The following is a 14,042-nucleotide window of genomic DNA, read 5'->3' on the forward strand; positions in this document are numbered from 1 at the left end:
TTATTATGCAATGATCTTTGCCGACTCATTTTCGGGGTTATACCGTTTATTCCTGATCAGGAAATTTGATCTGCGAATATAATGGTTAAGCGGCTCCTCGATAAGCTTAAACAAAGTGATTGAAATTACATTTAAAACGATAAAAGCATACAGAAGGTTTAAACTATCGTATTCAAAGGGCGAATGCCAATCGACCCCCCACTTATCATAAAGTTCAAATGTGTAATCATTAAGCCAGTTAAAGCTATGGTGCAAAAAGGTATACATATAGCCCAGGTGTACCAGGTAAAATATATATGAGCTTTTGCCAAGCAGTTCCACAAACGGATTGGCCAGTATTTTTTTAAGTATGGTAGTTTCGGTAAGTATACCGTAAAAGAATAGTGCTATTGATAAAGCCAATAGGTAATTATTGGTAATGATGCCCAAAGGATTATGTAAACCGGCTTCCTGTCCGGCCGGTATGGGCAGAACAGACATGATCCAAACACAGAAGAAGATCATGAAAAAGCCTAAGTATGTGAGTTTTTTATTGCTGCTCCCATCCAGTTTTTGTTTGCGTACAATGAGTGCCAGTTGGATTCCGGCAAAAAACTCAAAGCACCGGCCCAAAAAGGTGTACAGCATCATAAACGTAAAATTGCCGAAAAAGCCATACCAGTTTACATGACTGAATATCAATACCAGCACAGCGCCCAGGGCGGTAATAGCAATAGGTTGGATATAAAACTTCTTGTACCTGGCAGCTATAAGAAAGATGAACGGTGCCGAAAAGTAAAAACATTCCTCAACCGTAAGCGACCAGCCCTGTGCTATTCCTGTAAATTTAAGCTGATCGAAAAAGCCCCGCAGAAAAACGATGTTCATGAAAAACAGCACTATGGGGTTATGATCGGCGGTAACGGTTTGGTTATTGGTAAAATAAAATGAGATGAAAGCCCCGATGGTTAAAATGGCATACATAGGGTAAATACGGGCTACCCTGTTTTTTAAGTATTGTTTAAACCAATCTTTAGTAAGTTTAAAACTATCAAAATAACGGAAAGCAATTAAAAAACCCGAAAGCACAAAGAAAATGGTAACCCCTATATGGAACTCATTGAAAAAACGTTGCACAGAGTGAGGAAATTTTTCATCAAAAATATAAGCGAAATGCGATATGAATACCAGGTAAGCTGCCATTGCGCGTACACCAGTTAATGCGGGAATGTAGTTTTGTTGCGCTCTTTGTGACAAAATGGATGTAAGTTAAAGATTCCAGTCAAGTTTTTCAACTTTCGGTTTACAAAATTGAGGCCAAGATGTCTGAATCATTTTCTGTAACCGGAATTTACAGAATTAATGAAATTAACAGAATTTGCCTGTATATCAGTTATACTCAAAATCATATCAATTGGTTCTAAAAATTCTTTAATTCGTTTAATCCCGGTTTCAGACAGAAAGAGCACTCCCCTGAACCACACCTCTGCTCAATATCCTTTGGTCGATATAGTATTGGATCTCCGATTTTTTGAGGCCCCAGTTGGGAGCTATCAGCAATTCGCGGTCGCTAAGTCCAAACAGGCGCTGGATCACGATATCCGGGCGAACTCGAGGCAGCAGTTCGCATAAAAAGTCGGCATATTCATCAATGCTGAACACTTTGAAAGGTTCGCGCTTGTATTTAACACCCATTACAGAGCCTTCTACAATATGCAGGTGGTGAAATTTTACAAATTTTATCTGTGGAAAACGGTTGATCTCATCGGCATATTTCAGCATCATCTCATGTGTTTCCCAGGGGAAACCAAAAATGGTGTGTACACAAACATCCAATTTGCTATTTTCAACCAATTTAAGGGCCTTTACTAATTCCTCGTGGTTACATCCGCGGTTTATCTGGGCAAGAGTTTCGTCATAAATAGATTCCATCCCCATTTCCAGGTCAACGTCAAATCTGTCGGTATAACTTTCCAGCAAAGCTATCTTTTCGGCGTCAATACAATCCGGGCGTGTGCCAATACTTAGGCCCACAATATCTTCGGTGCCATAGCTCAACGCTTCGTCGTACATCATTTTTAAATAATGCGCCGGTGCGTAGGTATTGGTATTGGGCTGAAAGTATATGATAAACTTATCAGCCTTATTACCCGTACGGGCACGCTCCATCCCCTGTATCACCTGATCACGTACAGTTGGCGCGTTACGGCTAACCGATGGGGTAAAGGAATCTACATTGCAATAGGTACAACCGCCATAGCCTTTTGAGCCATCACGGTTGGGGCAGGTAAAGCCGCCATCAACAATCACTTTAAATACACGATGGCCCTTATATTTTTCTTTAAGCCACGGGCCGTAATTGTTGTAGCCCTTCTCCCACACTTGTGTTGTTTCTCCTGTTAATTGCATTGTGCTGCAAAGATAGTGAATTGATTTACAGATAAGCGAATGTGTAACCTGGGCCCGTTTGCAATAAGTGCAAGGGAAAGGATCCAGGGAAGATTAAAACTCTCGCTTCAACCGTAGTAATTTCAATGAAATAATATTACACTTTTTTCCCGTTGAAAGTAATATTATACAGATCGGTGCGCCTGTCTTTTAAATTTTGTACACTGCCGTATTCGTGCAATTCGTCTAATAATGAAAGGTCCACATCGGCAATTACTATCATTTCACTATTGGGAGTAGCTTCTGATTGTATCCCATTGGTAGGGAACCCAAAATCCGACGGTGTAAATACTGCCGATTGCGCATAGCTGATGCCCATATTATTTACATTGGGCAGGTTCCCTACGCAGCCGGCTATGGCCACGTAGCATTCATTTTCAACCGCACGTGCCTGTGAACAAAATTTAACCCGGTTATAGCCGTTCTGCGTGTCCGTTAAAAACGGAACGAACAGGATCTGCATATCCTGGCTGGCCAGGATGCGCGATAGCTCGGGGAACTCCACATCATAACAGATCAGGATGCCTATTTTACCGGCATCGGTTTCAAATACCTTTACCTCATCGCCGCCGCGGATGCCCCATGAGCTGATTTCAGATGGGGTAGGGTGGATCTTGTAAACCTCTTCCATACTGCCGTTGCGCCTGAAAAGGTAGGATACATTATACAGCGATTCTTCGAAGATGGTAGGCATACTGCCCGCTACGATGTTCACGTTGTACGATACCGCAAGTTTAGAAAATTCCTCGATGATGGGTTGTGTGTATTTAGCCAGCTCGCGCATAGCCTTTGCCGAATCCATGTGGTTGTAATCTGCCATCAGCGGCGTGCCAAACAATTCGGGAAATAAAATAAAATCCGACTGGTAATCGCTCACCGCGTCAACAAAATATTCGGCATGCTTCAGCAATTCGCTAATGTTGTTATAGGGGCGCATTTGCCATTGAACCAGGCCAATACGTACAACGGTTTTTTGGTTAATGGCGGTGCTTACTTCCTCGTAATACACATTATTCCATTCTATCAGCGTAGCAAAACCTTTTGAGCGACTGTCCTCGGGCAAATAATTCTTCAGCACCTTACGCACGTGGAAATCATTAGCCAACTGGAAGGATAGGGTGGGATCATAGATCTCTTTATACTTTACCTTATCAATATACTGGCGGGGGGTAAGATCGTTTTGGTATTTCTGGTAATTGGGAATGCGCCCCCCGGCTATAATGCTTTTCAAATTCAGCTTTTCGCACAGCGCTTTACGGGCGTCGTAAAGGCGTCGTGCTAAACGCAAACCGCGATATTTAGGGTGGATAAATATATCAATACCATACAATACATCGCCCTTTTCGGTATGGGTTTTAAAGGTACTATCGCCGGTGATCTGTTTGTAGGTGTGGTTATCGCCAAATTTTTGGTAATCAACCATAATGGCAAGGGCACAACCCACCACCACATCATTAACGGTTACGCAAATTTGTCCCTCGGGGAATATCCGGATGAGCCTTTTAATGGAATTGGCATCCCAGTAATCCTCATCCATATCCATATAGGCCGATTTCATCGATTTTTTTAGTTCCTGGTAATCCTGTACTTCCAGGTTTCGCATTTCAACACTTTGCAGATCCATATTGTGTTTTTGTGTTTTGTCGTTTTTTATTTTCCCCGCAAAGACCCGAAGTCGCAAAGAATAAATAAAGGTGATTTAATAACTGCCGGAGTCTTTATGAGATCATATTTTATTATTTGTTTGGACTATGTTTTTCTATTCCGGCCCACAACATCAATACCGGCTGTAAAGCTAATTGTGCCCAGGTAATAGCAGGTAATAAATGGCGTTATAGTTATGTTACCTAATTTAAACGGTGTATGAGTGGTCATCATAATATTAACCGGCAAAAAGGCTGCCAGCATTAATATGATACCATAAGCCGCCCGGTATTTTGTCAATATACAATATTTTGCTAAATATTGTTTTAAGCAGTTTAAATGTTGTTTTCCGGTCATTTCTCCTAATTTATAACCATTCTAAATACTCCTGTTTGACAAAGTGTTGACATTGCTGCGCTTTTATAGTGATATTTTTGTTCGGTCAAATTTAAAACTGCTTTGAAGTATTTAAAGGTTATTGCTTTTACACACAAACAGATTGAACTGAAGGAAATAGGTAGATTGGTGGTATGCCAGGAAAATCTGACAGAAAAACTTCAACAGGTTAAAACTCAATTTGGGATACCAGAGATCTTTTACCTGGCTACATGTAACCGTGTGGAATTTGTTATGACTACCCCGCAGGTGGTTGATAAGGATTTTGCCAAACGTTTCATTGAAGCTTTTAATACCGAGTTGTGTGAACATTCGCTAAGTACTTTTATGGATGGCGCTTCTATTTATGAAGATCAGGAAGCTATGGTTCACCTGCTGCGTACTTCCTGTTCATTGGAGAGTTTGATAGTTGGCGAAAAGGAAATACTGGCACAGTTGCGTAAAGCTTATGAGCATTGCAAAGCGGCTGGTCTTACGGGTGATGCTATGCGTATGATCATGAACTGCGTGGTAAAAACAGCCAAAGAGGTTTATACACATACCAATATTTCAAAAAATCCAATTTCGGTTGTATCATTGGCTTACCGCAAGCTTAAAGATCTTAACCTTTGCTCAAATGCCCGGGTACTCATCATTGGTGCCGGCGAAACCAACCGTAATATTTCCAAATACCTGCAAAAGCATAAGTTTAGCAACTTTGCAGTCTTTAATCGTACAGTTTCAAAGGCACAGCAACTGGCTGATGATTTGAATGGTGAAGCTTATGACCTCGAAGCGCTTAAAACATATAATAAAGGTTTTGATGCTATTATCACCTGCACATCAGCAGTTGAGCCCATCATTACTACCGAAATATACAAATCACTGTTAAATGGTGAAGCCGGTAGGAAAACTATAGTCGACCTTGCTATTCCCAATGATACTGCTCCGGAAGTGCTGGAGCAATTCCCGGTTAACTTCATCGAGGTGCATTCATTAAACGAGGTAGCCAAACATAACCTGCAGGAACGTTATCATGAGCTGGTACACGCCGAAGGTATTATTGAACAAAATATTGCCGAGTTTTTAACCCAGTTAAAACAACGCCGTATTGAAGTAGCCATGCGCCAGGTGCCCGAAAAGATCAAAGAGATTCGTAATACCGCTATCAATTCTGTGTTCGCCGATGAGGTACAAGGTATGGATCAACAATCGCGCGAGATCCTGGAAAAGGTGATGAATTACATGGAGAAAAAATATATCAGTGTGCCTATGATAATGGCTAAGGATATATTGATCAATGAAAACTAATTCTTATAACTTCAATTAATATAGCTGCTACAAGTTGCAGCTTCGTTAAACTCACGGTAGCAGTAACGTGTAAAATGAAGTATTCACAGGTGATTTTTATGTGTTAATACTCCAGCCACTTCCCGGCCCGTACCGATACCATATCTCCCTCAACATAACTGCCTGGTTCTTCATTGGCTACGCGTAACAGGATACTTCCGTTTTGGAGGATCAGATCCTCATAAGAACCTTTAAAAAGTACCTGTTTAACAGTCCATTTTTTTGTTTTGGTAATGAGTTTTATTTTGATCCATTCCGGGTATATAACCACATGATCTCTAATGGCTTTAATACCACAGCTTTTGGCTTCCTGAGCGGTAAGTACACTGCAATTACTTAATAGTTGCGCAGTATACAGATTTTTTGGCTGCTGGTAGAGTGTTTTAGGAGGACCCTGCTCTACAATTTGTCCATTTTTGATCACCACCAGTTTATCAGCCATAGATAGTACTTCGGCGGGGTCGTGCGATACCATGATCACCGTAAGGCCAATTTCCTTTACTATCTCCCTGATATCGTGTTGTAAGCCTTCCCTGAACGATGTATCAACCTGGTTAAAAGGCTCATCCAGCAATAATACCTGCGGACGGGTTATTATTGCTCTTGCAATGGCTACTCTTTGCTTCTCGCCACCACTTAGGTCGGCCACGCGCTTATCGGCCATGTGGGCCATATTAAGTTGTTGCAGTACCTGCTCTGTTTTTTGTTGTTTGGCTTTCAAATCGGTTGCGGGCAGCATAGCCGCCACGTTATCCCAAACCTTGGCAAACAGGTTGAGGTCATCGGTATTCTGGGTAACCATTTTCATGGCGTCATGGCCGGGGATCAGCTTTTCTTCGGGCCCCCAGATGCGTTCGCCTTTAAATTGAACCTCACCTGTATCAGGAGAGAGCAAACCATAAAGTAATCGTAGTAAAGTGCTTTTACCACTGCCGCTCTCGCCTATAATAGCCGTTATTTTGCCCTGCTCAATAGCTATATCTGTTGTTTTAACACCGGCCATCTGCTTGCCGGGATATATTTTACTTACCGCAATAGCCTGCAAAAAAGGAGTATCTGACATTGTGTTACAAAGATAGCATAAACACTAATTGCCACGAATTATTTCGAATCCCACGAATTTGATTGACACGAATTTCACGAATGAAGACGAATTTCCACAAATCCGCTTGTAGCTAAAATTTGTGCAATTCGTTTTGGTTCGTGAAATTCGTGTTTATTAGAATCCCAGCGTCAACCCAAACGAGAAGTTCTTTAATCCCTCCTGTTCAGGGCTGTTTTCAAACATATCATTAAAGTAGTACTTGGCGTAGATGCCCATGATGCCATAGCCCATGCGAACGAAAACGCCTTTGCGCAGTTTGGCAAAGTGGTAATCATCATCAAACTTTTGCTTGCCCCGCTCGTCACTTATCTGTTTTACACGGCCGTTTAGCAAGATCCCAACTTCGGGGCCGGCAACCAGGCGGAAGTAGTTACCGCGGCTATCTTCATGACTACGATAATAAAATGACAACGGGATGCGTAGGTAGCTTGACGAAAAACGGTTTTTGCTAAAGTGGATACTATCCTGCACGTAGGTTAAAACCGGCGCATTGCGTTGTATCGTGATATCCTGGCGCAGGCGGATGTTGGTCCAGTCGAACCCTCCCGAAACATAGATCTTGAAAGCGCTGTTAAAACGATACCCAAATTGTACAACGTCAAACCCAAAGTTGGCGGTTTTCGCCTGGCGGTAGCTCAGGAATTTGTTTTTATCAGATAATGTAAAGCTGCCGTTATCAATTAAGGTAGCAAAACCGAGGTCGATCCTGGAAAAGGTGATACCGAAGGAAAAGCCGGGTGCTTTTGAATGGTAACGGATAGTGGTATCATTATCATTTACCGATACGTAAGGCACATCCTGGCCAACACCAAATTTTACTTTTAATCCTTTTTTGGTGACAACAGTATCTGTGGTAGTTTTGGTTGAGTCGGTTGTGGTGGTTTGGGCAAAGCTGTAGCTTGCGGCAACGCATAGCATTGCTGTGAAAATTAAGCGTTTCATATTATTTGTGTATATATATCCTTTAGATTTTATTTTTCTTTTTTCACTTTGATGATGCCCAGGTTTACGCCCGTTATAGTGGCATCATCCCCATCGGTATTGCTAAATTCAATGATCTTGTCTTTGCGTTTATCAACAGCAGCTATCATTACATTGAATACATCTCCCAGGCTGCGGATCTTATGTTTTTTGGCCGGGGGCTGTTTGTTGTTTGTGGCGGCGATCTGTGTTGGTATGGGCTGGATCTGCGGCGCATTTGCAAAAACAGGGGTCTCATCAATATGCTTTATCATTATTTGGGTAGCAGTATCTGGCGCAACCGGTTTAATTACCTCCTGCTTATGCGTGGCCGAGGCTAATGCCGGCTGATCTTCGGGCCGTACTACATCTTTTACCGGCTGATTTATAATTGGCTTTTCAACAATTATTGCTTTATGTGTTTTATTTATTTTTATGCCTGCCATACTATTAACCGGGTCTATAACTGCGTCTGCTTTGCTTTGATTAACAGGCTGCACATCTGCGACGGTTTTTGCAATCGGGGTGGATTTTACGGGTTGTTTAATTGCAACGATTCCATCAGTTTTAGTTTTTATTACCTTGACTTCCTTAGGGATAAACAGGATACCTGCGGTTACCAATAATATTACGCCCGCAGCAATGCTTAAGAAAGGCGCCAACGACCTTTTACGTTTACCGGCTTTTAATTCTTCGGTAATTCCTTCCCACACTTTTGCAGATGGCTCTATCTCATAATCGTTTAATGCCGATTGAAATAATTTGTCCAGATCCTTATCCTGCATATCCATAACTTTTACCCTCCATTTTTGCAATTTGTTCTTTTAATATTGTGCGTGCCCTTGATAGCTGCGATTTTGAAGCACCTTCGGTAATGCCCACTATATCGGCAATTTCTTTATGTGTATAACCTTCTAAAGCGTACAGGTTAAATACGATGCGATAACCCGGCGCCAATTGTTGTATCAATCCCATCAGTACCCTGGCATCCAGGTTTGCGGCTGCTATCGGGTTAACCGAAGGCTCTGTACCCGCATCGCCCATGTCAACCATTTGCATCATTTTATGGTGCTTGCGATAGTATCCGATAGAGCTGTGTACCATAATACGCCTTACCCAGCCTTCAAACGAACCATCGCCTCTATAATCAACCATTTTTTGAAACACCTTTATAAACCCATTCTGCAACATATCTTCGGCCTCCATTCTGTCGGTAGCATAGCGCATGCACACAGCCAGCATTTTGCCAGCTAATTGTTTATACAACAATTCCTGTGCTTTGCGTTCGCCGGCTTTGCAGCGGTCGACCAATTGTTCAAAAGTATATTTAGGTTCCAAAAACATCATTTAATAGCAAGATGAAAGTGGAGGTTAAATGGTTGCATGGGGTGTGAAATATTTTTTTAATTATTGGAACCTGATGTTATGTAAAGCAATTTTAAACAGATAAGCAAAGTAACCATTTGTATTCAAATTAAAATGTGTATATTTATTAAAATTTGTGTGTATGAGGACTAATATCGATATAAACGATGAACTGATGCAAAAAGCTCAAAAGTTAAGTAGTTTAAAAACTAAAAAGGCAATAATTGAAGAGGCACTAAAACTTTATGTAACTCTTGAAAATCAACAAAAACTTGCTGATTTGTGGGGCAAGGTTGAAATAGATGACAAGGCTTTTGAATAGGGAGATTGTTTTAGTTGATACATCGGTATGGATCAACTTTTTTAAAGGTATTGAAACGGAATCCAGCAAGTTTCTAAGGAGTAATTTGGCTAATATAGTAATTGCCACCTGCCCAACTATAGTTCAGGAGGTATTGCAAGGTATAACCTCTGACGTTAGTGAGCGCATAGTAAAATCACATTTTGACAACCTGACTAAACTCCACGAAAATTCTTATGATATGGCTGTTAAAGCCGCAAATTTGTATAGAGACCTTCGAAAAAAAGGTGTGACGATTCGTAAACCAAATGATTGCTTAATTGCTGTTTACGCCATGAGCAATAAGCTTACTTTATTGAATGATGACAGAGATTTTCAATTTATAGCCCAACACTCTTCATTAAAGGTAATGAGCTTTGATGGATAAATCACTTTTTCTCCCTAAACCGCTTATAAATTTTCACCGCAATCATCAATATCACGCCTAATGATACTATCCCCACCACACCAAATATCCAGCTGAAACCATCTTTTAATACGGCCAGGAAAACGATAGCAAACAAAAGGATTGTAGCTAATTCATTCCACAGGCGCAATTGGGTTGATGTCCATTTAAAAATACCTTTACGCATCTGCTTCATTTTGTGCTCGCAGATGTGGTGATAAGCTACCAGGCCCAACACAAATAGTAACTTAATCTGCAGCCAGGCCATATGCAGATATGCCTGACGCAAGTAAACCATGGTACACCCGGCAACAATTACTATCAGCATCGATGGAGCCGTTATAATATTAAACAGCTTCTTCTCCATGATCTCGAACTGGGCAGATAGGATGCTACGATCTGGTTCGGGCTTGTCTTGCGCTTCGGTATGGTAAATAAAAAGGCGCACCATATAAAACAGCCCGGCCATCCAGCAGACTACAAAAATGATATGTATGGCAAGAACGTATTCGTACATATATCAAGTATGTCATTGCGAGGAACGAAGCAATCGCAGACTCAGCAAATCTGATATGCAAATTCGCGATTGCTTCGTTCCTCGCAATGACATGTAAGGTTTTATTAGTTCCTGTATTCTTTAATTACTTCCACCGCATACTTCACATTATCAAACGGGATATCTGGCATAATGCCATGGCCCAGGTTGAAGATGAAGCCAGATTCGTCCTTCATCCGGTCGAACAAGCGGTGTATGCGGTCTTTAATTACTTTTTTATCCGCATATAATATATGCGGATCAAGGTTGCCCTGTACAGCTATGCCTTCAGGTAAACACTTTTTAATATTCAACAGGTCAACATTCCAGTCTATCGAGATTACATCCGGTTTTGCTTCGGCCATTAGCGGCGCGAATACCGAGCTGCCTTTACAGAACGATATCACCGGGATATCTTTCCTGTTTAGTTTGCTGATGATCTCCTGGATGTAGTGATGACTAAATTCTTTATAATCATCCCAGGCCAGGGCCTGTGCCCAGCTATCGAAGATCTGTACGGCATTTACACCGGCTTCAATTTGCAGATTAAGGTAATTTGCCGTAACAACAGCAATTTTTGACAACAGCTGATGAGCCATTTCCGGCTCATTATGCAGCATTAGTTTGGTAAGCTTGAAATCTTTTGATGACCCGCCTTCAACCAAATAGCTCATTACCGTAAATGGCGCGCCGGCAAAACCTATCAGCGGGATACTGCAATTTAAACGTTGCTGAATTACTTTAATGGCATCAGCCACGTATTGCAGCTTATCGCCCACATCAGTTTGCAGGTTATCTATATCTTTTTGTGTACGTACCGGGTTGGCAAACTTAGGGCCTACTCCCTGGTTAAAGCTTAAGTCGCCGCCCATTGCCTCGCCTGTAACCAATATATCCGAGAACAGGATGGCAGCATCAATACCCAGTAAATTAACCGGCAACATGGTAACATCAGCAGCAAGCTCTGGTGTTTTGCACATTTCTAAAAACGAATACTTGTTTTTAATGTCCCAGTATTCTTTCATGAAACGACCTGCCTGGCGCATCATCCACACCGGCGGGCGTTCTGTTTTTTCGGAAAAAGCTGCCTTTATTAATAACGAATCTCTCATATCTTTGGAAGAGAACCAATAATTAAGAGTAAGGAATTAAGATTTTTTGTAATCGGATCGATGGCTTTACGGCATCAGTATATCCTAAGGACGATTTTATCATTAAACCACCTGGTCTTATCTTAATTCTTTACGCTTGATTCTGAACTCTTTTTATAGTGTTTTTTTAATTCCTTGTGAAGCTTGTTAATAACATCCTTCATTTTGGCGGTAATTTTATCGGCATGCTGCTCGGCTAACTCCAGGTAGGCCTTGGCTTTTTCATAATTGCCAAACCTTATACTGATGTTGGCTACGGTAACCAGTGCAGCCACATGATCATTTAATGATTGTAATGGATATTGTGCAGCAATTTCATAATGCTTTTCGGCTGCTTCAAAATCCTGCTTTTGAATGCAGATGCCACCGTAGATATACTCGTAATAACCACGGCGTTTTTTACTAAGCCATCGCGGATTGCTGATCTCTTTTAACGATGCCTCGGCTTTATCAAAAGCCTTATGGTGAAAATACCGGGCGGCAATAACAAGGGTGCCCTGCTTAAAGTAATCCCAGACCAATAAAATGATCATCAATACTGCTACTGTGGCCAATTCGTAAATACGAAGGTACAGCAGCAAACCCAATGATAACAGGAAAACAAATGCGATGAATATGCGTACCCTATTACTGAACATTAATGTTGATTATCGGTAAATTTATAGCCTACACCACGAATAGAATGAAAATAAACCGGGTTTTTAGGGTCTGGTTCAAAATACTTACGGAAGGTTAGGATAAAGTTATCAATGGTACGGGTTGATGGGTATACATCATAATTCCAAACTGTTTCCAGGATCTGCTCGCGCGATACTGCATCGTTTCTGCGCTCAATTAAGAGCTTAAGCAGCATGGTTTCTTTTTTTGTAAGCGGAGTGATGGAATCGTCTTCATTAACCAGTTCAAAAGAGTTAAAGTGAATGGTTTTTTCGCCTATCTTGTAGCTGTTAAATTCTTTAAGATCATCACCTTTCAAACTGCGTTTTATAAGGTTGTTTACCCTTAGAATTAATTCTTCAAGGTTGAATGGCTTGGTTAAATAATCGTCGGCGCCTTTTTTAAGACCGGCAATTTTGTCCTCATTGGTGTTTTTAGCAGTTAAAAACATGATAGGTACTTCGGTATTCTCCAGCCTGATGGTTTCGGCAACCACAAAGCCGTCAATCTCGGGCATCATTACATCCAATATCACCAGGTTAAAACGCTCTTCTTTAAATAACTGCAAAGCTTTTTTACCATTTTTAGCTGTAGAAATTTTATAACCTTCCAGCTCCAGGTTAAGTTTGATGGCTTCTAACAAATGTTCTTCGTCTTCGGCTAATAAAATTCTCTTCTTGTTAAGCATATGACTTTAATTTAAATACACTAATTCTCACGAATTATATCGGATTGCACAAAGCAATTTTAATTAACTAAAACACTAATTCTCGCAAATTATAGAAGCAGATTGATGAAAATTAGCTCCATTCGTGAAATTCGTGTTATTCAATAAATTCATGTTATCCATCAAAAACAACTTCAAAAATACTGCCTGCCGGGCGGTTGTCTTTCACCCTTATGCTGGCATGATGCTTATCCAGCACCTCTTTTACTATATAAAGGCCCAAACCGGTGCCTTTGGTATTACGGGTATCCTCGCTGCCCACCCGGTAAAATTTATCAAAAATACGGGTTTTTTCATGGTCGGCTATCCCAATGCCGTGATCGGCAACTTCAAGGTAAATTTTCTCTTCTTTTTTGAAGAGTTTAACCGCAACAGCCGAGCATGGGCTTGAATATTTTACCGCGTTTTCTATAAGGTTTGTTACCACCGATGTAAGCGCGAACTTATCGCCGGTGATCTCGATCTTAGGTTCAATTTCGGCGTCGATGATCTGCTGGTTGCAATCGCACTTGGTTATCTGTAGCCGGTTAACTATACTATCTACCAAAACCGACAGGCTAAAACTCGCTTTAGGGAACGAATATGAACGGTTATCAATTTTTGATGCCAGCAGCATGTTCTCTACCATGTCGTCCAGGCGTTCCACATCATTCAATGATTTATCAATAAAATCGAGTATCTGATCTTTAGAAAGATTACGCTTTTGGATGGTTTGCAGCAATATTTTGATGGATGCCAGGGGCGATTTTAACTCATGTGTCACCGAGAGCAAAAAGTTCTTTTTTTGCTCAGATAGTTTTTGCTGGCGATTAAAAGATTTGTGCAGATTATAAGCACCAATTATAAATACCGTTATAAACATGCAACCCTCGCTCACTATCATCCCGGTGCGCTTTGGCTGCAACGAAACCAGCATATAACCCCACCAGATCAGCTCGGCAATGGCGTAAATAATAAGTGCGTAAAAAATTACAAATGTCCTCTTCATTTTAGTTTGCTT

At 41.1% G+C, this 14,042-nt stretch carries 16 protein-coding genes; 3 read left to right on the forward strand and 13 right to left on the reverse strand.

Annotated features, from left to right (window positions below; all coding sequences use genetic code 11):
• Positions 1-3: 3 nt before the first annotated feature.
• The 4 genes from AC1DQW_RS13420 to AC1DQW_RS13435 form a co-directional block, all read right to left on the reverse strand.
• On the reverse strand, positions 4-1,236 hold the full coding sequence (locus AC1DQW_RS13420; RefSeq protein ID WP_477454544.1) for an acyltransferase family protein: 1,233 nt from the start codon (positions 1,234-1,236) through the stop codon (positions 4-6).
• Positions 1,237-1,431: 195 nt separating this feature from the next.
• Positions 1,432-2,388, reverse strand: coding sequence for a tRNA modification radical SAM protein MnmL/YtqA (gene mnmL / locus AC1DQW_RS13425; RefSeq protein ID WP_477454545.1), 957 nt, complete (start codon positions 2,386-2,388; stop codon positions 1,432-1,434).
• A 136-nt stretch (positions 2,389-2,524) separates the two neighbouring features.
• Positions 2,525-4,051 (reverse strand): GNAT family N-acetyltransferase, encoded by a 1,527-nt coding sequence (locus AC1DQW_RS13430; RefSeq protein ID WP_477454546.1) that lies wholly within the window; start codon positions 4,049-4,051, stop codon positions 2,525-2,527.
• A gap of 125 nt (positions 4,052-4,176) precedes the next feature.
• Positions 4,177-4,371, reverse strand: coding sequence for a hypothetical protein (locus AC1DQW_RS13435; protein ID WP_477454547.1), 195 nt, complete (start codon positions 4,369-4,371; stop codon positions 4,177-4,179).
• A gap of 159 nt (positions 4,372-4,530) precedes the next feature.
• On the opposite strand from AC1DQW_RS13435, the gene hemA reads away from it, so the two are divergent.
• Complete coding sequence (gene hemA / locus AC1DQW_RS13440) at positions 4,531-5,757, forward strand: glutamyl-tRNA reductase (protein WP_477454548.1); 1,227 nt, start codon at positions 4,531-4,533, stop codon at positions 5,755-5,757.
• Between the two features lie 103 nt (positions 5,758-5,860).
• On the opposite strand, the gene AC1DQW_RS13445 is transcribed toward hemA, so the two are convergent.
• The 4 genes from AC1DQW_RS13445 to AC1DQW_RS13460 form a co-directional block, all read right to left on the reverse strand.
• Entirely contained in the window at positions 5,861-6,859 is a 999-nt protein-coding gene (locus AC1DQW_RS13445; protein ID WP_477454549.1) for an ABC transporter ATP-binding protein, read from the reverse strand.
• 156 nt (positions 6,860-7,015) lie between these two features.
• Positions 7,016-7,843 (reverse strand): outer membrane beta-barrel protein, encoded by an 828-nt coding sequence (locus AC1DQW_RS13450; protein WP_477406547.1) that lies wholly within the window; start codon positions 7,841-7,843, stop codon positions 7,016-7,018.
• A 29-nt stretch (positions 7,844-7,872) separates the two neighbouring features.
• Positions 7,873-8,652 carry a hypothetical protein gene (locus AC1DQW_RS13455; RefSeq protein WP_477454550.1) on the reverse strand — a complete coding sequence of 260 codons (780 nt, stop codon included), beginning with the start codon at positions 8,650-8,652 and terminating at the stop codon, positions 7,873-7,875.
• Positions 8,636-9,205 carry an RNA polymerase sigma factor gene (locus tag AC1DQW_RS13460; protein ID WP_477454610.1) on the reverse strand — a complete coding sequence of 190 codons (570 nt, stop codon included), beginning with the start codon at positions 9,203-9,205 and terminating at the stop codon, positions 8,636-8,638. The genes AC1DQW_RS13455 and AC1DQW_RS13460 overlap by 17 nt, the downstream gene beginning before the upstream one ends.
• A 163-nt stretch (positions 9,206-9,368) precedes the next feature.
• Here AC1DQW_RS13460 and AC1DQW_RS13465 point away from each other — a divergent pair, with 163 nt between their 5' ends.
• Positions 9,369-9,548, forward strand: a complete 180-nt coding sequence (locus AC1DQW_RS13465) for a type II toxin-antitoxin system VapB family antitoxin (protein ID WP_477420114.1) — start codon at positions 9,369-9,371, stop codon at positions 9,546-9,548.
• Entirely contained in the window at positions 9,541-9,954 is a 414-nt protein-coding gene (gene vapC, locus AC1DQW_RS13470; protein ID WP_477454551.1) for a type II toxin-antitoxin system VapC family toxin, read from the forward strand. The genes AC1DQW_RS13465 and vapC overlap by 8 nt, the downstream gene beginning before the upstream one ends.
• 1 nt (position 9,955) lies before the next feature.
• Here the strand turns inward: vapC and AC1DQW_RS13475 are convergent, their stop codons facing one another.
• From AC1DQW_RS13475 to AC1DQW_RS13495, 5 genes are all read right to left on the reverse strand, one after another.
• The gene (locus AC1DQW_RS13475; RefSeq protein WP_477404936.1) at positions 9,956-10,489 is read right to left on the reverse strand and encodes a CopD family protein; all 534 of its coding nucleotides are present in this window, start codon (positions 10,487-10,489) and stop codon (positions 9,956-9,958) included.
• Between the two features lie 104 nt (positions 10,490-10,593).
• The gene (gene hemE / locus AC1DQW_RS13480) at positions 10,594-11,619 is read right to left on the reverse strand and encodes a uroporphyrinogen decarboxylase (protein WP_477454552.1); all 1,026 of its coding nucleotides are present in this window, start codon (positions 11,617-11,619) and stop codon (positions 10,594-10,596) included.
• 122 nt (positions 11,620-11,741) lie between these two features.
• Positions 11,742-12,296, reverse strand: a complete 555-nt coding sequence (locus AC1DQW_RS13485; RefSeq protein WP_477454553.1) for a hypothetical protein — start codon at positions 12,294-12,296, stop codon at positions 11,742-11,744.
• Positions 12,296-13,003 (reverse strand): response regulator transcription factor, encoded by a 708-nt coding sequence (locus AC1DQW_RS13490; protein WP_477404942.1) that lies wholly within the window; start codon positions 13,001-13,003, stop codon positions 12,296-12,298. The genes AC1DQW_RS13485 and AC1DQW_RS13490 overlap by 1 nt, the downstream gene beginning before the upstream one ends.
• Positions 13,004-13,157: 154 nt before the next feature.
• Positions 13,158-14,030, reverse strand: coding sequence for a sensor histidine kinase (locus AC1DQW_RS13495; RefSeq protein WP_477454554.1), 873 nt, complete (start codon positions 14,028-14,030; stop codon positions 13,158-13,160).
• Positions 14,031-14,042: the final 12 nt, after the last annotated feature.

The organism is Mucilaginibacter sp. P5_A4 (assembly GCF_056400605.1).